The organism is Moraxella bovis, assembly GCF_002014975.1.
Classification (GTDB): domain Bacteria; phylum Pseudomonadota; class Gammaproteobacteria; order Pseudomonadales; family Moraxellaceae; genus Moraxella; species Moraxella bovis.
The window spans coordinates 55,016-75,549 of record NZ_MUXV01000006.1 but is presented as its reverse complement, the minus strand read 5'-3'; the positions used below and the strand labels follow the sequence as shown (position 1 = coordinate 75,549).

General features: G+C 46.2%; 20 protein-coding genes. 17 read left to right on the top strand and 3 right to left on the bottom strand.

Annotation, left to right across the window (positions count from 1 at the left end; genetic code table 11):
* The first annotated feature begins 476 nt into the window (after window positions 1-476).
* The 5 genes from B0182_RS01725 to B0182_RS01700 all read left to right on the top strand — a co-directional run bounded on the left by B0182_RS01725 (window position 477) and on the right by B0182_RS01700 (window position 6,039).
* A complete protein-coding gene (locus tag B0182_RS01725) occupies window positions 477-1,454 on the top strand; it encodes a DUF1852 domain-containing protein (RefSeq protein WP_078273288.1) in 978 nt (325 codons plus the stop codon).
* A gap of 84 nt (window positions 1,455-1,538) precedes the next feature.
* The gene (locus B0182_RS01720; protein ID WP_078273287.1) at window positions 1,539-2,573 is read left to right on the top strand and encodes a methionine synthase; all 1,035 of its coding nucleotides are present in this window, start codon (window positions 1,539-1,541) and stop codon (window positions 2,571-2,573) included.
* A gap of 80 nt (window positions 2,574-2,653) precedes the next feature.
* Window positions 2,654-3,160: a flavin reductase gene (locus B0182_RS01715; RefSeq protein ID WP_078273286.1), complete on the top strand. Its 507-nt coding sequence runs from the start codon at window positions 2,654-2,656 to the stop codon at window positions 3,158-3,160.
* 467 nt (window positions 3,161-3,627) lie between these two features.
* Window positions 3,628-4,743, top strand: coding sequence for a peptidylprolyl isomerase (locus B0182_RS01705; RefSeq protein WP_078273284.1), 1,116 nt, complete (start codon window positions 3,628-3,630; stop codon window positions 4,741-4,743).
* Window positions 4,744-4,752: 9 nt separating this feature from the next.
* Window positions 4,753-6,039, top strand: coding sequence for a molybdopterin molybdotransferase MoeA (locus B0182_RS01700; RefSeq protein ID WP_078273283.1), 1,287 nt, complete (start codon window positions 4,753-4,755; stop codon window positions 6,037-6,039).
* A gap of 51 nt (window positions 6,040-6,090) precedes the next feature.
* On the opposite strand, the gene B0182_RS01695 is transcribed toward B0182_RS01700, so the two are convergent.
* Window positions 6,091-6,399 (bottom strand): hypothetical protein, encoded by a 309-nt coding sequence (locus tag B0182_RS01695; RefSeq protein ID WP_158079592.1) that lies wholly within the window; start codon window positions 6,397-6,399, stop codon window positions 6,091-6,093.
* Between the two features lie 516 nt (window positions 6,400-6,915).
* Between B0182_RS01695 and moaA the strand changes: the two genes are divergently transcribed.
* The 11 genes from moaA (at window position 6,916) to folD (ending at window position 16,678) form a co-directional block, all read left to right on the top strand.
* A complete protein-coding gene (gene moaA, locus B0182_RS01685) occupies window positions 6,916-7,920 on the top strand; it encodes a GTP 3',8-cyclase MoaA (RefSeq protein WP_228157841.1) in 1,005 nt (334 codons plus the stop codon).
* A 48-nt stretch (window positions 7,921-7,968) separates the two neighbouring features.
* Window positions 7,969-8,670, top strand: a complete 702-nt coding sequence (locus tag B0182_RS01680; protein WP_078273279.1) for an MOSC domain-containing protein — start codon at window positions 7,969-7,971, stop codon at window positions 8,668-8,670.
* A 34-nt stretch (window positions 8,671-8,704) separates the two neighbouring features.
* Window positions 8,705-9,271 carry a molybdenum cofactor biosynthesis protein B gene (gene moaB, locus B0182_RS01675; RefSeq protein WP_078273278.1) on the top strand — a complete coding sequence of 189 codons (567 nt, stop codon included), beginning with the start codon at window positions 8,705-8,707 and terminating at the stop codon, window positions 9,269-9,271.
* Window positions 9,272-9,286: 15 nt separating this feature from the next.
* A complete protein-coding gene (gene mobA / locus B0182_RS01670) occupies window positions 9,287-9,967 on the top strand; it encodes a molybdenum cofactor guanylyltransferase (RefSeq protein ID WP_078273317.1) in 681 nt (226 codons plus the stop codon).
* A complete protein-coding gene (gene moaC, locus B0182_RS01665; protein WP_078273277.1) occupies window positions 9,964-10,437 on the top strand; it encodes a cyclic pyranopterin monophosphate synthase MoaC in 474 nt (157 codons plus the stop codon). Before mobA ends, moaC begins: the two co-directional genes overlap by 4 nt.
* Complete coding sequence (locus B0182_RS01660) at window positions 10,427-10,696, top strand: MoaD/ThiS family protein (RefSeq protein ID WP_078273276.1); 270 nt, start codon at window positions 10,427-10,429, stop codon at window positions 10,694-10,696. The genes moaC and B0182_RS01660 overlap by 11 nt, the downstream gene beginning before the upstream one ends.
* 1 nt (window position 10,697) lies before the next feature.
* Entirely contained in the window at window positions 10,698-11,186 is a 489-nt protein-coding gene (locus tag B0182_RS01655; RefSeq protein ID WP_078273275.1) for a molybdenum cofactor biosynthesis protein MoaE, read from the top strand.
* Window positions 11,187-11,301: 115 nt separating this feature from the next.
* A complete protein-coding gene (locus B0182_RS01650) occupies window positions 11,302-12,345 on the top strand; it encodes a ribonuclease Z (RefSeq protein ID WP_078273274.1) in 1,044 nt (347 codons plus the stop codon).
* On the top strand, window positions 12,342-13,352 hold the full coding sequence (gene dusB / locus B0182_RS01645) for a tRNA dihydrouridine synthase DusB (protein WP_078273273.1): 1,011 nt from the start codon (window positions 12,342-12,344) through the stop codon (window positions 13,350-13,352). Before B0182_RS01650 ends, dusB begins: the two co-directional genes overlap by 4 nt.
* A 93-nt stretch (window positions 13,353-13,445) precedes the next feature.
* Complete coding sequence (clpA, locus tag B0182_RS01640) at window positions 13,446-15,773, top strand: ATP-dependent Clp protease ATP-binding subunit ClpA (protein WP_078273272.1); 2,328 nt, start codon at window positions 13,446-13,448, stop codon at window positions 15,771-15,773.
* Between the two features lie 53 nt (window positions 15,774-15,826).
* Window positions 15,827-16,678 (top strand): bifunctional methylenetetrahydrofolate dehydrogenase/methenyltetrahydrofolate cyclohydrolase FolD, encoded by an 852-nt coding sequence (gene folD, locus B0182_RS01635; protein ID WP_078273271.1) that lies wholly within the window; start codon window positions 15,827-15,829, stop codon window positions 16,676-16,678.
* Between the two features lie 560 nt (window positions 16,679-17,238).
* Here folD and B0182_RS01630 read toward each other — a convergent pair.
* Together B0182_RS01630 and B0182_RS01625 are read right to left on the bottom strand one after the other, a co-directional pair.
* Window positions 17,239-18,183, bottom strand: a complete 945-nt coding sequence (locus B0182_RS01630; RefSeq protein ID WP_078273270.1) for a LysR substrate-binding domain-containing protein — start codon at window positions 18,181-18,183, stop codon at window positions 17,239-17,241.
* A 136-nt stretch (window positions 18,184-18,319) separates the two neighbouring features.
* Window positions 18,320-18,715, bottom strand: a complete 396-nt coding sequence (locus B0182_RS01625) for a type II toxin-antitoxin system HicB family antitoxin (RefSeq protein ID WP_078273269.1) — start codon at window positions 18,713-18,715, stop codon at window positions 18,320-18,322.
* A 297-nt stretch (window positions 18,716-19,012) separates the two neighbouring features.
* Between B0182_RS01625 and B0182_RS01620 the strand changes: the two genes are divergently transcribed.
* On the top strand, window positions 19,013-20,533 hold the full coding sequence (locus tag B0182_RS01620; RefSeq protein WP_181879595.1) for an AmpG family muropeptide MFS transporter: 1,521 nt from the start codon (window positions 19,013-19,015) through the stop codon (window positions 20,531-20,533).
* Window position 20,534 lies beyond the last annotated feature (1 nt).

Below are 20,534 nucleotides of genomic sequence, written 5' to 3'. Positions count from 1 at the left end.
AAAAGCCCCAAATTTCTTTGGAGCTTTTGCCGACTAGGAATTACGCTTACGCTACCCTGTCCATGGTTATATCTTACCCTTATTTGTGCATAAGGTCAGTGAAAATTGCAAAAAAATGTGCATAAAATTGTAAAAATATTTACATAAAATTAAAACGTGCGTTGAATTAGCTTCATAGGGTACGTCCCACGCACCTTTTGAATAAAAAAATCTTATTGGTGCGTATTACGCACCCTGCCACCAATAAGAAATTTAATGCGGTTTTATGGGAACAAACACAACACCCAAAAATCATACCTTATCACCAACCAAATTGCAATTTACCCCCACAAATCCACTCAAAAACAAACGCCCAAAACCACAAAAATCTCAAACCTGAATTTTTTTCAACTTTTTATAAAAATATATCATTTTTCTTTATCACAAAAATGTGGTTTAATATACACATTCCAAAAACAACCCCGTAAGGTGAAAAAATGACCACACAATTTCAATGCCGAGTGCATGCCCAGCGTTTTGATGAAAACTATGAGCCAGCCAGTAGCACTCGTTTGACCACCAACTTTGCTAACCTAGCTCGTGGCGAAAACCGCAAACAAAACCTACAAAACGCCATTAGAATGATTGACAACCGTTTTAACGATTTGGCGACTTGGGACAACCCAACCAACGACCGCTATTCGGTGCTGATTGACATTGTGTCCATTGACATTGACGTGTCAGGCAAGGGCGAATTTTTCTCAGGATTGGAGTGGCTAAAAACGTCTGTACTTGACCACAAAACAGGCAAAACCATTGATGGCATCATCGGCAACAGCTTTTCATCGTTTGTCCGTGATTATGATTTTAGCGTGCTACTTCGTGAGTACAACAAAGACAAGGCTGAATTTAGCGTACCAGAAGGCTATGGCGATTTGCATGGCAAATTGTTCAAATTTATGGTTGCGTCCGAAGAGTACAAAGCCCAATCCAAAAAACCGCCTGTACTGTGCCTTAGTGTTGCGACCACTCGCACCTACCACAGAACGACCAATACGCACCCGATTTTGGGCGTGGAATATGTACAAAACGACTATTCATTGACCGATGAATATTTTGCCAAAATGGGCTTAAAAGTGCGTTACTTTATGCCACCAAAATCGGTTGCTCCGTATGCGTTTTATTTTGATGAAAATGCTGATTTGTTGAACGATTACACTAACTTAGAGCTCATCAGCACCATTGCGACCATGGAAGCGTTCCAGCGTATCTATCGCCCAGAGATTTATAGTGCCAATTCGGTGGCGGGGCAAGTGTACAAGGGCAGTCTAACTTATGAAGACTATGCCGTGCCGAAAGTGGATTATGACCGTGTGGAGCGTAACGATTTGGCGGTAAAACAAGGCAAACTTGCCGAAGAGCAATTTATTAAGCCGTATAAAGAGATTTTGGACGCTTGGCTTGCCGAAAAATAAAAGATGAATTTCAATCAACCGATTTAATTGTCGGTTGATTTGAATTTTTTTGGTATAATGCAAATTTTAATTTAGGAAAACACAATGAGCAAAATTTTACTTCCCACTTCCACCGCAGGCAGTCTGCCAAAACCATCTTGGCTTGCCGAACCCGAAAAACTGTGGTCAGAATGGAAATTTGAAGGCGATGAGCTACGCCAAGCCAAGCAAGACGCCCTTTTGATATCGCTTGCCGAGCAGTCCAGAGCGGGCATTGACATTGTCAGCGACGGTGAGCAGACTCGTCAGCACTTTGTAACAACGTTTATTGAGCATTTGGACGGTGTGGATTTTAACAAGCGTGAAACCGTCCGCATTCGTAACCGCTACGATGCTAGTGTGCCTAGCGTGGTAGGCGATGTGTCTCGCCCAGAATCGGTGTTTGTGGACGATGCCAAATTTTTGCGTCAGCATACCGACAAGCTCATCAAATGGGCGTTGCCTGGCCCGATGACGATGATTGATACCTTGTATGACGGGCATTACAAGAGCCGTGAGAAGCTCGCGTGGGAATTTGCCAAAATCCTAAATGAAGAAGCAAAAGAGCTAGAAGCGGCAGGCGTGGATATTATTCAGTTTGATGAGCCTGCGTTTAATGTGTTTTTTGATGAGCTAAACGATTGGGGCGTGGCAACTTTGGAGCGTGCCACCTCCGGGCTAAAATGCCAAACAGCGGTACATATCTGCTACGGCTATGGCATTAAGGCGAACACCGATTGGAAGCAAACGCTTGGCAACGAATGGCGACAATACGAAGAGAGTTTCCCAAAACTGCAACAATCCAAAATTGACATCATCTCACTAGAATGCCAAAATTCTCGTGTGCCAATGGATTTGATTGAGCTGATTCGTGGCAAAACGGTCATGGTCGGGGCGATTGACGTAGCGACCAATGAGATTGAAACACCTGAGCAAGTGGCGGATACTTTGCGTAAAGCCTTGCAATTTGTGGATGCGGATAAACTCTACCCAAGCACCAACTGCGGTATGGCTCCACTATCTCGTACGGTTGCTCGTGGTAAGTTGCACGCTCTTAGCGAAGGGGCGAAAATTATCCGTAACGAGTTGGCAGGTAAATAATCAGCCAAATCGAATGAATGTTGGGTTTTCTGTATGAAAATCCAACATTTATATTTATAAAATAATTTAAGAAAATAACAATGGTATCAGTAACAGATTTTAAAGACGCAATGGCAAAACTCACCACCGCTGTTCATGTGATAACGACAGACGGTGTGGCAGGGCAACATGGTTTTACGGCATCGGCAGTATGTAGCGTGACCGACACGCCCCCGACTTTGCTTGTGTGTATGAATACAAACATCGGATTTTATGACAATTTTGTCAAAAATGGCGTGCTTATGGTCAATACCTTGACCGCTGAGCAATCGCATCTATCTAATACGTTCGCATCACCGCTAAATTCTGATGAACGTTTTGAACACGGCACTTGGGAGAGACTTGCCACAGGCTCGCCAATGCTGTCTGATGCCTTGATTAGCTTTGATTGCAAGATTAGCGAGATTAAAGAAGTTGGCACGCATGGTGTGTTCATTTGTGAGATTATCGCCATTCGTCAAGGCGACAGTGATGGGGCGTTGACTTATTTTAACCGTAATTATCATAAAACCGATGACGGCACGGCATTATACAGCCAACAAAATTGAATTTTACTACAAAAAACTTTCGCCACAAGCTTGCCTGCGGGTCGTTTTCCGTCATGGGTAGGCATGGCTCACCACGAACGAAAACCGTAGTACTTTTTCATTTTGTATGGTGTAAAAGTTAGGGCATGCCTGCCTTTGGTATCTGTAATGAAAATGCCTTTTTAAAAAAGCAGGGGAATCGCACGTTTTTCAACGGAAAAACGCAGGCTGCAAGTTTTTTATCAAACAAGCTTTGGTCTTCGAGCCATAAGATTTGACTATTTTTCATGCAAAAATTGATTGACATTGTCAAATTTTCATCTTGTTTTATAAAAATGTTGTCAATGGTAGGCATATCCTAGTATTTAAAAGCAACAAGCGGGGTTCTATGGCGTGCCATGCTTGCCAACTACTTAACCAAAAGGAGTATTTTATCCTTGACAAATATCATGAATAATACACCAAAACCAATATCCCAAAGGTGTCTTATGACCGTCCAAGCCTATAACCCCAAAGCCCCGAATAACCCCGCCCCCACTTCAAACCCCCAAACCAGCCCTGAGCTATTGCAAATCAGCGAGCCAAGCCAAGCCCACGCCAAGCAGTCAGATGGTTCGTGCGGTTGTGGTGGCTCTCACAACCACAACCATAGCCATGCCCATCATCATAACCACAAGCCTGAATTTTTTGATGACGGCATTCGGGTCATGCCCACATCAGACGACCTAAAACGCTTATCATCGGACGCCGAACTCATACAGCGAGCCATCAGCGAAGAGAACGCCAATCACAGCAATCTTATCGCTTCATCTCGCCAAAGCGTGCCTACCATTACGGTTAATGGCGTGCTTATCAGCGAGCAAGCCATTGGCGAAGAAGTGCAGTATCACCCTGCCGACAGCCAAGACGAAGCGTTGTTTTTGTCCGCCCAAGCGTTGGTCATTCGTGAGTTATTACGCCAAGCGGTCATGGCGGATGATGAATTAAAAAACGAATGGCAAGTCGATGATGAGAACGCCATCTCAAAACTCATCGCCAAAAACGTCCGCCCTAATACGCCAACCGACAGCCTTTGTGAGCAGTATTACACCGCCAATCAGGGCGAGTTTACCGCACCGCCTGTCATGAAAGTTCGCCATATTCTCTTTGCTTGTCCGCCCGAAGAAAGCGAAGAACGCATTGAGCTAAAAAAACGTGCCTATGAGCTGATTGATACCATCAAAAATAGCCCCAATCCGTCAGGCGAATTTATTACCCAAGCCATGCAGCACTCTGCCTGTCCGTCCAAGACAGATGGGGGCGAGCTTGGTATTTTGCAAAAAGGGGCAACTGTACCTGAGTTTGAAAAGGCGGTCTTTGCCCTGCCCAAAGGACTTGCCCCAAGCCCCATTGAGAGCCGTTATGGGGTGCATATTGTGGATGTGATGGAGCGTATGAACGGTAAGGCGTTGAGCTTTGATGAAGCCCTACCCATGATTAGAAATAGACTGTCTCAGCAGGCATTTCATCATGCCCTGATTGATTATTTGTACATCCTAAAACAAAATGCCGACATCGTGGGCATTGATATTAGTGTCAATCAAGAGAACATTTATCGGGGCTAAGGAGGAATTATGATTAGTGTAGAAGACTTACAACACGCCATCAGCACCACGGCAAGCACGCACGCCAAGGCTCATCAGGATACGCTAGCTTTGCCCTTATTGTCCGCCATCGGTCATGTGCTGGCACAGGACATCACGGCAGGCTTTGACATTCCCCGCCAAAACTTGTCCGCCATGGATGGTTTTGCCTTGGGGGCAGAGTCGGATTTGGCAAGCGGTAGTCAGTTTGTCGTCATTGGCGAGTCGTGTGCAGGCAAGCCCTATCATGGGGCGATAGGTGTGGGGCAAGCGGTGCGAATTTTTACAGGGGCGGTCGTGCCAGATGGGTGCGACAATGTGGTCATGCAAGAAAACACCGATTGGGACGAAATAAAAAATAGCATCGACAAATCAACCACTTACACCATCACCCTTGCCAAAGACTCATACACAGGCAACAACATAAGACACCAAGGCGAAGAAGTCACCACGGGCGAGTGCGTGCTGACCGTGGGCAAACGCCTAAACCCTGCCGACATCAGTCTGCTTGCCAATCTTGGTGTGGCAGATGTGGTGGTGTATCGTCCGCTTGTGGTGGGGATTTTGGCGACAGGGGACGAGCTTGTAGCTGTGGGCGAGAGCCTGCCAAGCTTTGCCAATATCTACAACTCAAACACACCCACCCTAAAAGCACTTCTAAAAGACTTACCCATTATCATCAAAGACTACGGCATTATCCCTGATGACTTTTCCAAGACCTGCCACGCCATAGAGCAAGCGGTGCATGAATGCGATGTGGTGGTGTCAAGTGCAGGGGTGTCGGTGGGTGATTATGATTTTTTGACGCACGCCATTGACAAACTTGGCAAAATCACCCATTACAAAGTCGCCATGAAACCAGGCAAGCCTTTTGTCTTTGGCGAGCTTTATGACAATGCCGACAGCCCCAAAACGGTGCTGTATTTTGGGCTACCGGGTAATCCTTTGTCCTGCGTGGTGGGCTGTTTGCAGTTTATCATTCCTGCCTTGTGGCGACTGTCTGGGGTGCGTGCTGATGACTTGCCCAAGCGATTGACCCTAAGCGCAACTTTGAGCCACGACATCAAAAAAAGGGCAGGGCGTAAAGAGTTCATGCGTGGCATATACCATCAAGATGAGTTTGGCAAATTTGCGGTGCAAGCGGTGGGCGTGCAAGACTCGCACCGTATCAAGCAGTTATCGCTTGCCAATTGTCTTATCGTGGCAAACAAAGACAGTGAAGGCTATTTGGCAGGCGATGAGATAACGATAGAGCCGTTTGGGTGGGGATTTTATTGATAAGGTTTGTTTTTTTAAAAGAGTAAATTGATTTTACCCTTTTTTAAAATACTAGGCTGTCTTGTCAATAAATATACTCAATAAACGTGGATGTGGGGGTGTGCTGAGCACGCTTTGCACAGTAATGTCATCAAAGGGTGTACTCAGCACACCCCTACAAATCCGTGGTAATATCAAGTTGGTTGGGTGCACATAACCCAATAACCATATCATGGTCGCCACGACATAAATAATTGCAGATAACACAAGACCAAGCCATATGCCAGTATCATCATGGGGGCGGACATAACCGCCAATAAATGTACATATCGTACCAAAAATAATCGCCCCAATCAGCCAAAGAATAAAGAATAATATCAATATTATGGGGTTATTTCCTTGATTTAGTTTATCAGGTTTTTTAAATTTCAATAAAATGTTACCAATGGTAGGCACGCCCTAAATATTATTTTTATTATTTTTAAAAAAGATTCGATGAGCGACTCCAAAAACCCTTGAATAAAAGCACACAAAGTCACAGCCAAAATAATCAAAGGTATTGCCAATATAGGAAATAATAAATAAAGTGCAATCAATGCCCCAATGAATAAACTTAAGAGTGACATCATATCATTTAGCCTTTGATTTGGATTTTTAAATCATACAGCGATTTGGTTTGATGTTCAAGTAGTTTTATGAGTAAATGTTGTGGCTATACAAATAAAAACCCCATCACCCCACCCCTACCCCCAAAGTAGTATGCCCTTTGCCTTTTGGGCGATTGGGGCGGACGCACGGTTTTGCTACACTTAGCCCATACCCACAACCGAGGCAACGCCTTACGAAGCCATGAAAACGTCCGTCCCCACCTACCACGCCAAAGCCCCCTTTGCTGACATGGGCGGGCAAGGCTCACACACCCAGCTTACCCCCACCCCACTTGTGGACGGATTTAACAGACAGCTGACCTACCTACGCCTATCCGTTACTGACTTTTGTAACTTTCGCTGTGATTACTGCTTGCCGAACGGCTATCAAGGCAAACGAGCTAATGACGAGCTGACACTTGCCGAGATTGACACGCTTTTTGACGGCTTTGTCAGTCTTGGTACAAAAAAATTACGTCTGACAGGCGGAGAGCCGTCCGTTCGTCGTGATTTGGCGGACATCATCGCCCTTGCCAAACAGCATGGCATTGCCAAAATCGCCATCTCATCAAACGGCTACAAACTTGCCAAACACCTATCATCTTGGCAAAACGCTGGGCTGAATCAATTAAATCTTAGTATTGACAGTTTTGATAAAGACATATTCAAAAAAATCACAGGCTTTGACATATTGCCCACGCTATTAAATGATGTGGATGAATTATTACAAACGACCGACATTAAATTAAAAATGAACGGTATTTTAATGCACGATACCGCTTATGATAATTTATTATCCGCCCTTGATTTTGTCAAAGAGCGTCCTGTTACTTATCGCTTTATTGAATTTATGCAAACCAGTGATAATGCCGATTTGTTTTTTGCTCAAAATCAAACCGCCCAGTTTATCAAAGACTACCTTGTTACACATGGCTGGCAACCCAAGCCTAAAGCCCAAGACGATGGACCTGCCATTGAATATATCCACCCCGATTATGCAGGCAGTATTGGCATTATTGAGCCGTATGCCAAAAACTTTTGTGATAGTTGCAATCGCTTAAGAGTCAGCAGTCTTGGCAAAGTGCATTTGTGCTTATTTGATTCTCAAAATTATGACATTCGCCCTTATCTTGCAACACAAGATAAAAAAGGGCTAATGACAGCACTAGAAGGCTTAATGCCAATCAAACCTGAACACCATTATTTAGACAGTCATAGCGGTATTATGAATAATTTATCGCTGGTGGGCGGTTAGTTATATCTTATGATATGATATGGCTTTTAATGCATAAGGTGTTCAATCATGACCGCAGAGACAATCACACAAGCAGATGATTTGCCCAGACTTATCGGCACATTAACCGATGTACGAGCAGGCAAGGTAGAGCCGTTCGTGCGTGGCGTGAGTGCCATTAACAAAATAGCGATTGACGGTAGCATGACGGTAAATCTGCTGGGTCTGTCCGAGGATGAGCAGGCAGAACATAAATTTCACGGCGGACATCTAAAAGCCCTGCACCAAATGCCCATCACGACCTATGACGCCATCAATCAAGAATTTAATTTGAACGCACCCATCGGTTCATTGGGCGAGAACCTAACCGTGATGACAGCAGGCGAGCCGATGTGCGAGGATAATGTCTGCATTGGCGACATTTATCAGTTTGGCGAGGGCGATGACAGCGTACAGGTGCGTCTGATACAGCCACGTCGCCCCTGCTATAAGATTAATGATAAGCTTGGCAACGCAGGCGTGTCCTATTTCGTGGCACGAGAGGGCATTGCAGGGTGGTATTATCAGGTGGTGCGAACTGGGGTGCTTCATGCGGACATGCCTGTTTATCTTATTGACCGCCCTTATCCTTTTGCTAATTTGACAGCGTTATGGTCATTGATTAACCAAAAATCTGGCATTGAGACACAGGCGGCGGATAAATGGCTTGGTATTGACTGTCTAGAAATCAGCTGGAAAAAGAAAATCCACGACAAACGTAAAGCTCATTGATATTTTATTTATTTTAATTTAAAAGGCCAATCCTATGTGCAAGCTTTGCAATAACCCCAACCACATCGCTCCGCCAAAAGCGGACAAGCCATTTATTCCGCTCAACATCGCCGTGCTGACCGTCTCCGACACCCGCACGCTGGACGAAGACACATCAGGGCAATATCTGGCAGACAGTATCGTCAAAGCAGGGCATACGCTCATCAACCGCAAACTCACAACAGATGACATCTACCAAATCCGTGCCGTGATGAGTGCGTGGATTGCTGACCCCAATGTTCATGCCGTCATCAGCACGGGCGGTACGGGCTTTTATCATCGGGACAATATGCCAGAGGCGGTGTCGGTGCTGTTTGACAAAGAAGTGGCAGGCTTTGGCGAGATGTTTCGCCTACTCTCCAAAGATGACATCGGTATGTCCACCTTGCAATCTCGGGCGGTGGCAGGTATGGCGAACAGCACGGCGATTTTTTGCTTGCCGGGTTCGACAGGGGCGTGCCGTACGGGTTGGGAAGGCATTTTGTTGGAACAGCTTGATAACCGCACACGCCCATGTAACTTTGTGCCACATCTTATGCGTCAAAATCCCACGCACGGCTAAGCGATGGGCAAAGCCATGAGCGTGATTGGTCTATTGATTTTGACAGGGGGTAATTCTCGCCGCATGGGTTCGCCCAAGGCATTATTACCTTTGCCAAATCATCAGACATTGCTTGATTTTCACATCAATAATGCCAATATGTTAAATCTGGCGATATTGCTTGGCGATAATGATAAAGGATTTTTGGATAAGTGTTTTTCAAACAATACCAATTCAATCAATTCATCTGTTATTATCATTGATGACTATATCAAAAATGCAGGGGCGTTATCGTGTCTTTTATCGGCTTTTCATTATTGTCAAACTCATTTTGTTAATCAAGATAAAACAACGGACAATAATTTATCCGATAAATTTTTGATGGTAATTAGCTGTGATAATTTGATTGATGTTGGTGAGATTTTTAATTTATTAAAAAAGGCTAATTTAAAAAATCATCATGGGGTATATTTAAAAGACACTTCGGGCGATAAAGATTATCCGTTATTAGGCTGTTATTCGTTGTCTTTATATGATGAATTAAAAATATATTTGGATAAGGGCGAGCGGTCTGTGATGAAATTTTTAAAGGATAAAGCCATTTACCAAACACGCATGCCAACAGATTGGCGAAATCTTGCCAATTTTAATACGCCCGATGAATTTAAATTGGCATTGTCGTATTTTAAAAACAACTTACAAAAAGAGCAATCATGAATCTTACCCATTTAGACAAAGACGGCAACATCACCATGGTGGACGTGGGCGACAAAATCGCCACCGCACGCACCGCGAGTGCACATGGTAAGGTGGTGTTCGCCCCTGACGTGTACCGCCACATCAAAGACACAGAGGGCATGACCAAAAAGGGCAGTATCATTCAGACCGCCCACATCGCGGGGATTATGGCAGGCAAAAAAACGCATGAGCTGATACCCTTATGCCACGCCTTGCCCCTTGACACCATCAAGATGAGCTTTCGTTATGCTGATGATGAGTGCGCCATCGTGGTGGGGGCGACCGCCAAAGTTACCCACAAGACAGGTGTTGAAATGGAAGCCTTGACTGCCGTGTCGGTGGCGTGTCTTACCATCTATGACATGACCAAGGCAATCAGCCATGACATCATGATAACTGATATTCATCTTATCCAAAAAACAGGGGGAAAATCCGATTATGACAGATAACAATCAAACGCTTGATACGATAAGCCTTACCGTGCTGTACTTTGCCAGCCTTGCCGAGCAGGCAGGTAAGGATAGCGAGACTGTGCAGACTGATAGTGGTGATTTGGCGACGATTTATGCCAAATTGTCCGCCAAATACGGCTTTGATTTGCCCCAAGACAAAGTGGCGGTTGCCATCAATCATGAGTTTGGCAGTTGGGGTGATAAGGTCTCATCAGGCGATACGATTGCCTTTATTCCACCTGTGGCAGGGGGCTGATATGAAAACGGTTCATGATAATGCGTTAATCACAAGCCTGCCCAAGGATGAAGCCTATGAGCTTGCCCGAGTGGACGGTTTTGCTTTGTCGGATTACCCCATTGATGATAGATTGTTAAAATCGTATCTACTAAATGACACCGCAGGGGCGCTCGTCACGTTTGAAGGGTGGGTGCGTAACCATAATAATAAGCGAGCGGTAAGCCGTCTGACTTATTATGGCTATGAACAACTTGCCATCAATCATGGGGCGAAGCTCATCCGTGAAGCCAAAGTGAGCTTTGACATCACGCACGCTGTCGCCATTCATCGCATTGGCGAGCTTGGCATTGGCGATATGGCGGTGTGGATTGGGGTGTGTGCGTCTCATCGTACGCCTGCATTTGATGCCTGCGAGTGGTTACTGAACGCCATCAAAGCCGACATTCCTGTATGGAAGCAGGAATTTTATGATGACGACAGCAGTTTGTGGTTGTCTAATAATGGCTAGGGACGATGGATGGTGACACATCGGGACGGTAAAATCACCCTGATTTATTTTGATAAATCCCAACCCATTTTGATAAATATGGTACAATGTGCCACCATATTTATCAATTAACTCCATGTTCAAACTCACCTTTTTAGGCACATCAAGCGGTGTGCCAACTCGTGAACGCAACGTCTCTGCCCTTGCCCTAGAATGCGTTGCCAACGCCCACGCCAAACGCAATACTTGGCTACTCATCGACTGCGGAGAAGGCACTCAGCATCAGCTCATGAAAAGCCATCTGTCGCCCAATGACTTATCCGCCATACTCATCACGCACACGCACGGCGACCACTGCTATGGGCTGGGCGGACTTTTGGCGAGCCTTGGCATGAACAGACGCACTAAGCCTTTGACGCTCATCGCCCCAAAAGCGATTGTCAAACTGCTTGATACACTGACCATCGTGAGCGAGCTACAGTTTAATTATCCCATTGATTTTATTGCCATTGAGGATAATTTGGAGCGTGAATTGCCCCTTGATTTGGGCGACAATCATCGCATTTTTATACGCCTGCACACGCTATCGCACCGCATTGCATCGTTTGGCTTTGAGATTGTCCAGATCCTTGACAAAGACAAAATTTTGACGGGCAAATTAAAAACCGATAACATCGCTAATAAATATTGGCATGAGATTTTGAAAGCGGATACACCCCTAAGCCTTGATGACAACATCATCAATCCGCATGACTACAAAGTTCATGCCCAAAACACCACCAAAATCGTCATTGCAGGCGACAACGACACGCCAAGCCTACTGACCCAAGCCGTCAAAGACTGCCACGCTCTCGTCCACGAGGCGACTTATACCGATGATGTCATGCAAAAAATAGTCAGTAAACCTGCCGAGCAGGGCGGATTTGACCCTAAGCATTCTAGTGCCAAAATGGTTGCTCAATTCGCCCACGCCTGCCACGTTCCCATGCTGATATTGACCCATTTTAGTGCCAGATACGCCCCTTTTGATGATGAAACCGCCAAACAGCCCAACATGGGGCATATTCGTAAGGAAGTGGAGAGTTATTATGACGGCAAACTGGTGCTGGCAAAGGATTTTTTGCAAGTGGTGGTGGGTTTGGATGCTATAAATGAACCTAATAAAATCAAAAATTTATGAATAAACACATACTCTTAACCCCCCTAGCCATCGGCAATCAAACCATTGCCAATCGCCTGATTGTCGCCCCAATGGCAGGGGTAACCGATAACCCCTTTCGCCGTCTTGCTAAGTCCTTTGGGGCAGGTCATGCCGTCAGTGAGATGATTATTGCCGATACCGCCCTATACGCTCGCCAAAAGTCGCTGTACCGTGCCAACTTCTCGGGTGAGATTGCTCCCATATCCGCCCAAGTGGCGGGAGCAGAGCCTGATAAACTTGCCCAAGCGGTGCGATTTCAGGTGGAAAATGGGGCGTGTATCGTGGATATTAACATGGGCTGTCCTGCCAAAAAGGTGTGTCGTAAGCTGTCGGGGTCGGCACTTTTGCAAGACTTAGATTTGGTAAAAAGACTCCTTGACAGTGCGGTGGCGTCGGTTGCCGATTTGGGCGTGCCGATTACCCTAAAAACACGGCTTGGCTTTGCCAACGGGCAAGAAAATATCCTAACGGTTGCCAAAATTGCCGAAAACGCAGGCATATCCGCCCTTGCCATACACGGACGCACCCGAGAGGATTTTTATACAGGCAATGCCCGTTATGAGCTTATCAAGCAAGTCAAGGCAGACGCCAAAATCCCCATCATCGTAAACGGCGACATTGACAGCCCCCAAAAAGCCAAATGGGTACAAGAGTACACAGGGGCGGATGCGGTCATGATAGGGCGAGCAGGGCAGGGGCGACCATGGATTTTTCGGGACATTGCCCATTATCTTGCCACAGGTGAGCTTTTGCCATCGCCTAGCGTGAGTGAACTGCGTGAGATTGTACTGGCTCATTTGGACGAGCTGTATCAATTTTATGGCGAATACTCAGGCTGTCGCATTGCCCGAAAACACATCGCTTGGTACACAGGCGGACTTGCCAATTCCAACGCCTTTCGTGAGGCGATGTACCGTGAGGAGACAACAAGTGGGCAATATAAAGTTGTTGATGAGTTTTTAAAAGTCACACAGGCGAATAAATAATCCCATAATCCATCATTTTTTTGCAAAACAATCATGGTTTTTTGTGGCATTATCCCCATATTGTTATAAAAGCATTTATCAAGTAGGACTTTTATGTTTAATAAAACCTTTGAAAACACTCGCCAAGCGGTAGAAGATTTCGCCCGCAAAGAACAGCACGAATACATCACGGTTGAGCATTTGCTGCTGGGGCTTATCAGCGACCCCGAAGCACGAGAGATTTTGACGGCGTGTGGGGTGGATTTGGACTTTCTGGCAAATGAGTTAAAGCGGTATTTGCAAGTTTATATCCCACGCATTACAGGCGCGCACGCCACGCCCATGATGACCAAAGCCTATCAGCGAGTGTTACAACGGGCGATTTGGCATGTGCAGACCAGTGGGCAGGGGCGAGCGGTGTCAGGCATCGATGTATTGGTGGCGATATTTAAAGAGCGAGATTCACAGGCGGTGGCACTGCTTAAATCGCAGGGAATATCAGGCTTGTCAGTCATGCGGTATCTGTCGCATGGTATGAATGAGCCTAATGATGAGCAGGGCGAGAGCGAAGAAGATGACAGCCCCAAAGCCCAAAAGTCCGCCCCCAAAAAAGACCCGCTCAAAGAGTTTGCCCAAAATCTTAACGAGCGAGCCAAGCAGGGTTTGACCGACCCGCTCATCGGACGCATGGCAGAGATAGAACGCACCGCCCAAATCCTATGCCGTCGCCGTAAAAATAATCCCCTACTGGTGGGCGACCCTGGGGTGGGCAAGACCGCCATTGCCGAAGGGTTGGCATGGCTCATCACCAGTGGCAAAGCCCCCAAAGCCCTAGCCGATACCATCATTTATAGCCTTGACATCGGTTCATTGGTGGCAGGGACGAAGTTTCGTGGCGATTTTGAAAACCGTATCAAAGACTTATTAAAAGCCATTAAAAAACAGCCCAATGCCGTGCTATTTATCGATGAGATTCACACCATCATCGGGGCAGGTTCATCGATGAATAGCACCATGGACGTATCTAACCTTATCAAGCCTGCCTTAGCCAATGGCGAATTACGCTGTATCGGCTCAACGACCTTTGCCGAATACCGCCAAGTCTTTGAAAAAGACCATGCCCTATCCAGACGTTTTCAAAAAATCGACATCAAAGAACCAAGCATAGAAGACAGTATTGGTATCTTGCAAGGCTTAAAAGCCCAATACGAAGCCTTTCATCGGGTCAGCTATACCGATGACGCCATCAAATCGGCGGTGGAGCTGTCTGCCAAGCACATCCATGACCGCTTTTTGCCCGACAAAGCCATCGATGTCATCGATGAAGCAGGGGCGAGAATGCGATTGCAACATGGCGAGAAGTTGGACAATGTTAATCATGACACACAAACAGCCATCATCGGCACGGTGGACGTGGCACAAGTCGAAGAAATCGTCGCTAAAATCGCTCGCATACCATCCAAATCGGTGAGTCGTGATGACGTGGAAGTGTTGAAAAACTTAGAGCGAGATTTAAAACACGTCGTCTTTGGGCAAGATGAAGCGATTGGTAAATTAGCCGACAGTATCAAGCTGGCTCGGGCAGGACTCAAATCCACCGAAAAACCCATCGGGGCGTTTATGTTTGCAGGACCAACAGGAGTCGGCAAAACCGAAATCACCCGTCAGCTTGCCTTTGCCTTGGGCGTGGAGCTTATCCGTTTTGACATGAGTGAATACATGGAAGCTCATACCGCATCACGACTCATCGGGGCTCCCCCTGGCTATGTCGGCTATGACCAAGGCGGACTTTTGACCGAAAAAGTCCATCAACACCCCCACTGTGTGTTACTGCTTGATGAGATTGAAAAAGCCCATCATGACGTCTTTAACCTACTGCTACAAGTCATGGATCATGGCACGCTGACCGACAATAACGGCAGAAGCGTGTCCTTTAAACAAGTTATTCTCATCATGACGACTAATGTCGGGGCAGAGAGTATTAGCCGTACATCGATGGGCTTTACCGAGCAAGACCACAGCAGTGATAACTCTGAGGCAATGAAACGCACCTTCACCCCAGAGTTTCGCAATCGTTTGGATGCGGTGGTGCAGTTCGCTCCGTTATCTAGTGAGACCATCGGTTCGGTGGTGGATAAATTCATCATCGAGCTACAAAGCACCCTAGATGATAAAAACGTGGTACTAGAAGTCAGCGATGACGTGCGTACATATCTGGGCGAGAAGGGTTATGATAAACTCATGGGGGCAAGACCGATGGCACGACTGGTGACTGATGAGCTTAAAAAACCCCTTGCCGAAATGATACTCTTTGGTGAGCTGGCACAAGGTGGGGTGGTGCAAGTGTTGCTTGATGATGAAAAATTGACAAATGATGATAAAAAGTCATCAAAATTACGCTTTGATGTGGTAAAATCAGCACAAACAGTAGAGCTGGTGTAGGATTATCCTAAGCCATATCATTAGATGATTGCGTTAATATAAAAGGTGGATTTATGGCACAGATTTTAGATGGTAAAGCCCTTGCTGGTCAAATTGAAAAAGAACTTAGTGAGCGAGTGCAAACTCTTAAAGACAAAACAGGACGTACGCCCATTTTGGCGACTATCCTAGTCGGCGATGACCCAGCGTCAGCGACTTATGTCCGCATGAAGGGCAATGCCTGTAAGCGTGTGGGCATGGACTCTATCCGCGTGGAAATGCCAAGCCAGACGACCACCGATGAGCTACTTGCTACAATCCGTGAATTAAACACCAATCCCGATGTGCACGGCATTTTATTGCAGCACCCTGTGCCTGCTCAGATTGATGAGCGTGCCTGTTTTGATGAGATTGCCCTATCCAAGGATGTGGATGGTGTGACTTGTCTGGGCTTTGGACGTATGGCGATGGGCGAGCGTGCTTATGGTTCTGCCACACCGCAAGGTATCATGCACCTGCTAAATCACCATAACGTACCACTGGCAGGCAAACACGCTGTGGTGGTGGGGCGTAGTGCGATTTTGGGTAAGCCGATGGCGATGATGCTCCTAAATGCCAACTGCACCGTAACCATTTGCCACTCTAAAACTGCCAATCTTGCCGACCATGTCCGTCAAGCGGACATCGTGGTGGGGGCGGTGGGCGTGCCAGAGCTTATCAAAAAAGATTGGATAAAACAAGGGGCGGTGGTCGTGGACGCAGGCTTTCACCCGACTAAGACAGGCGGTGTGGGCGATATTGAGCTTGACGGTATTGAAGAGATTGCCAGTTTCTACACGCCTGTACCAGGGGGTGTGGGACCGATGACCATTAACACCCTAATCCGCCAAAGTGTGGAGGCAGGCGAGTTAGAAGCAGGTTTGTAAATACTGCCCCATTCTCAATTTCGCTTCGGGCAAAAGATAAGATGAATGCGATAACACACCCAGTCAAAATGCACACAAACCTTCCTTGATTGGTAGTGTTCTCTTATCTGTGTGTCGTCATGGTGGTGCAGGATGAATCAAGAACTTTAAATTTGTGGTAAGTTTGGTTTTTGTGCAAATCAACATGTGTATTAATTTGGCTTTAAAACTTATCTACTGATGGGTATACAAGGTCAAGAGATTGACTCTGTTTTAACACTTGCTAATATTGATGATGGATAAGAGAATTATGACATCTGTCCAACCGACTTACCAGAAATCTATTTGCTTATGGTTTTTGCACAGAGATTGGGGATACTTGTCTTTTGTGATACAATTTACATTGTAGGGCGTGCCTGCCTTTTTGTATTTGCAATGAAAATCACGAAAAGTCGCACGTTTTTAAGGAGAAACGTAGGCTGATAGCCATTCTATCAAGCAAGTTTTTTTGTTTGAAAAACGTACGATTTCCCTGTTTTTTAAACAGGCTTTGTATGGTGGATATCAAAGGCGGGTACGCCCTAGCGTCTATCAAATTGAGCTTGACACAGTTTGATAAACTCACCGCCGAATTTGCGAATGTCGCTGTCATCACGCACCGCAATCCAACTGGTAAACCGCCCAAAGTGGCTCACAGGAATGGCAACAAGGTCAGGATAGTTGGTAGGTTCATACGCCATCTCAGCGATGATGCCGATACCTAGACCTGCCGATACATAGGTGCTAATCACGTCCGAGTCTAGGGCGGCAAGCACGATTTTGGGTTGTAATCCTGCCTGCTCAAACGTCCTATCAATGGCACTTCTCCCTGTAAAACCACCATGATAGGTAATGATGGGAAAACTTGCCAGCTCAGGCAAATCGACGCCATCCATGACGCCTGCCACTCCTGCCAGCTCATGGTCTTTGGGGACGATGACCACGTGCGACCAGTCATAATAGCGATGACAGCGTAACACGGCGTTATTGAGTAGGCTCTCGGTGGCAATGCCGATGTCGGCTTGACCACGAATGACCATTTGGGCGATGGTCTCAGGGTCGGCTTGTTGTAGCACCAGATTGACCTTAGGGAATTTTTGCAAAAACTCCTTAACAATGGTGGGTAAGACATAGCGGGCTTGGGTGTGGGTGGTGGCAACGGTCAGCGTGCCTTCTTGGGCATTATTAAAATCAAGGCTTAGATTTTCGATGGTGCGTATCTCGGCAAAAATCGCTTCGATGTGGGGCAGTAGCGATTTGCCGATGGGGGTAAGCCCTGTTAGGCGTTTGCCTTGACGGGTAAACACGTCCGCTTTGAGTTGATTTTCTAGGGCAGCGATTTGTTTGGATAGGCTGGACTGACTGGTGTGGAGCAGTTCGGCGGCTTGGGATAGGTTATAGCCATTGACGACGGTATGCCAGACGGTTTCTAGCTGTTTGAGCTGGATTTGTAAATGCTTTTGGTTGATGACCACATCTATCGCCATGATACGCCCCTTAATCTGAGTTATAAAGTGCTGTCATTATAAAAGTCACCACCAAAAAAGAAAATACCCAAAAAGAAAAAACAAATGCCGATTAGGAATATCGGCATTTTTACGGTGTTAAGACGATGATTGCTTGTTAAGCATTGGTAAGTTCATGCTCTATGGCTTTTAAAATAAAGGCTTCAATGTCGTGTTCATCATAGCCGATTTGTGCTTGGATTTGGGTGAGTAAGGCACGGGGCAGGTGCAGGTTAAAGGATTTTTTGCTGTTAAAGAGCATGGAATTTAAGCTGATTATTGCCCATGTTTGCCCTGCAAATTTGGGGTTGGTTAGATGATTGGTGATGTTTTCAGGTTGGGGCAGGTCACTGCCATCATCTGCCAGTTTTTGTAAATACCCAATCAAGGTGGAACGTACTTTATCAATCGTATCGGCGATGCTGTCGCCAATTACGTGAATGTCTGGCAAATCAGGTACTTGGGCATAAAAAGTATCATCTTCTTGTCTAATGGCAACGCTAAAAAGTTTCATGATGGATTGATGTGCTAAAAGGGATTTTTATTTTGTCATAATTATAATAAATTGGCAATATGTTAAGACTGGCGGTAACTTTAAAAGGTTAGATGGTTGATTTGTTTACCAAACGTATCTTATGTGGATATTGCAATTTAGGTGGTATAGTTTCTATCGGTGAGCGTATTTGACTTGATGTGTGGGGTGGACATGTGAGCATGGACATGTCTGATTTTAAAAATATCACAATAACTTTTTGTAAAATAACCAAAAATAGTCTAAAATGGCAAATGATTTTTGCACTCATATAATACAATGATACGACAATTTGATTTTTCGGCATTTAAGACGGCTTATTTTAATCGTCAAGCTTTATCCATGCTATTTTTAGGCTTTGCCGCAGGCGTGCCTATTTTGCTGATTTTTTCTAGTTTGGGCTTGTGGCTAAGAGAGGTAGGCATTGACCGCAGTACGGTGACGATGTTTAGCTGGGCGGCGTTGGGCTATTCGTTTAAGTTTATTTGGTCGCCATTGGTGGACGCTTTGCCCTTGCCTGTGCTTGGTAAAATGCTCGGTCATCGCCGGTCATGGCTACTGTTATGTCAGGTGTTTATCATTACTGCCATTATTATGATGGCGATGACTGACCCCGCTCAGGTTGCCCCGTCCGTGATGGCGGTGGGGGCGGTGTTACTCGGCTTTTCGGCGGCGACCCAAGACATCGTGATAGATGCCTATCGTATCGAGTCCGCCCCTAGCGAGATGCAAACGGCACTCTCGGCAAGTTATGTGGCAGGTTATCGCATTGGCATGATTATCTCGGGGGCAGGGGCGTTGTATTTGGCGGAGCTATTTGGCTCCAAAGAAGGCATGTATCAGTATGTGGCATGGCAAAAAACCTATCTCATCATGGCGTGCGTCATGCTCATCGGTGTGGCGACCACGCTACTGATTCGTGAGCCTATCCGTCAGGTCAAACCTGTGGTGACCCAAACTGCAGACTACGCAAGACTGTGCGTGGTGTTCGTACTCTCGGTGGTGGCTTTTATCATAACGTATCGGATGATGGGTGGGGTATTGCCAGAGTCAGAGAGTGTGGGTATTGCCTTTTTGCTGGGCTGTGTGCAGTTCATCAGTAGTGCAGTTGCCATGGGGGTGGTCGGCTATGGCTTGGTGCAGGCAGGCGTGGTCAGACGAGAAGTGGCACAGGCGACATGGATTGCCCCTATTACCGATTTTTTTGCCCGTTATGGCAAAAAGGCGATGTTGCTACTGGCACTCATTGGCTTGTATCGTATCTCGGACATCGTGGCAGGGAACATCTCCAACCTATTTTATCAAGATTTGGGCTTTACCAAAATCCAAATCGCCAATGCGGTCAAAGTGGTGGGCGTGATTGCCAGTATTGGCGGTGGCTTTGTTGGGGGCTGGGTGGCTCAGCAGATGGGGGTCATGCGAGCGATGATGGTGGGGGCGATACTGGCGTGTGCCACGAACCTGTTATTTATCATCCTTGCCAATATACCAACCATTCTGGTCATGTATTTTGCGGTGATTACCGATAACCTAGCGGCAGGCTTGGCAAGTGCGGTATTCATCGCCTTTTTGTCGGCACTGACATCCATTCGCTTCACGGCGGTGCAGTATGCCCTGTTTTCATCACTCATGACCCTATCGCCAAAAATCTTGGGTGGTTATTCGGGGGCGATTGTGGATGCGACCGATTATCCCACGTTTTTTGCCATTACATTTGTGATTGGACTGCCGATTTTATATTTGATTCATTTGGCAGATAAACACATCTCGCTGGACGAGTCTGTACTTGACAAAGAATGAC

Bases quoted from the DNA above. Each gene is read 5' to 3' on its own strand.
- moaB (WP_078273278.1), top strand. From the start codon at position 8,705: ATGTGCAAGCTTTGCAATAACCCCAACCACATCGCTCCGCCAAAAGCG.
- B0182_RS01705 (WP_078273284.1), top strand. From the start codon at position 3,628: ATGACCGTCCAAGCCTATAACCCCAAAGCCCCGAATAACCCCGCCCCC.
- B0182_RS01720 (WP_078273287.1), top strand. From the start codon at position 1,539: ATGAGCAAAATTTTACTTCCCACTTCCACCGCAGGCAGTCTGCCAAAA.
- B0182_RS01650 (WP_078273274.1), top strand. From the start codon at position 11,302: ATGTTCAAACTCACCTTTTTAGGCACATCAAGCGGTGTGCCAACTCGT.
- B0182_RS01715 (WP_078273286.1), top strand. From the start codon at position 2,654: ATGGTATCAGTAACAGATTTTAAAGACGCAATGGCAAAACTCACCACC.
- B0182_RS01660 (WP_078273276.1), top strand. From the start codon at position 10,427: ATGACAGATAACAATCAAACGCTTGATACGATAAGCCTTACCGTGCTG.
- B0182_RS01725 (WP_078273288.1), top strand. From the start codon at position 477: ATGACCACACAATTTCAATGCCGAGTGCATGCCCAGCGTTTTGATGAA.
- B0182_RS01620 (WP_181879595.1), top strand. From the start codon at position 19,013: ATGATACGACAATTTGATTTTTCGGCATTTAAGACGGCTTATTTTAAT.
- moaA (WP_228157841.1), top strand. From the start codon at position 6,916: ATGGGCGGGCAAGGCTCACACACCCAGCTTACCCCCACCCCACTTGTG.
- clpA (WP_078273272.1), top strand. From the start codon at position 13,446: ATGTTTAATAAAACCTTTGAAAACACTCGCCAAGCGGTAGAAGATTTC.
- mobA (WP_078273317.1), top strand. From the start codon at position 9,287: ATGAGCGTGATTGGTCTATTGATTTTGACAGGGGGTAATTCTCGCCGC.
- B0182_RS01680 (WP_078273279.1), top strand. From the start codon at position 7,969: ATGACCGCAGAGACAATCACACAAGCAGATGATTTGCCCAGACTTATC.
- dusB (WP_078273273.1), top strand. From the start codon at position 12,342: ATGAATAAACACATACTCTTAACCCCCCTAGCCATCGGCAATCAAACC.
- folD (WP_078273271.1), top strand. From the start codon at position 15,827: ATGGCACAGATTTTAGATGGTAAAGCCCTTGCTGGTCAAATTGAAAAA.
- B0182_RS01700 (WP_078273283.1), top strand. From the start codon at position 4,753: ATGATTAGTGTAGAAGACTTACAACACGCCATCAGCACCACGGCAAGC.
- moaC (WP_078273277.1), top strand. From the start codon at position 9,964: ATGAATCTTACCCATTTAGACAAAGACGGCAACATCACCATGGTGGAC.
- B0182_RS01630 (WP_078273270.1), bottom strand. From the start codon at position 18,183: ATGGCGATAGATGTGGTCATCAACCAAAAGCATTTACAAATCCAGCTC.
- B0182_RS01655 (WP_078273275.1), top strand. From the start codon at position 10,698: ATGAAAACGGTTCATGATAATGCGTTAATCACAAGCCTGCCCAAGGAT.
- B0182_RS01625 (WP_078273269.1), bottom strand. From the start codon at position 18,715: ATGAAACTTTTTAGCGTTGCCATTAGACAAGAAGATGATACTTTTTAT.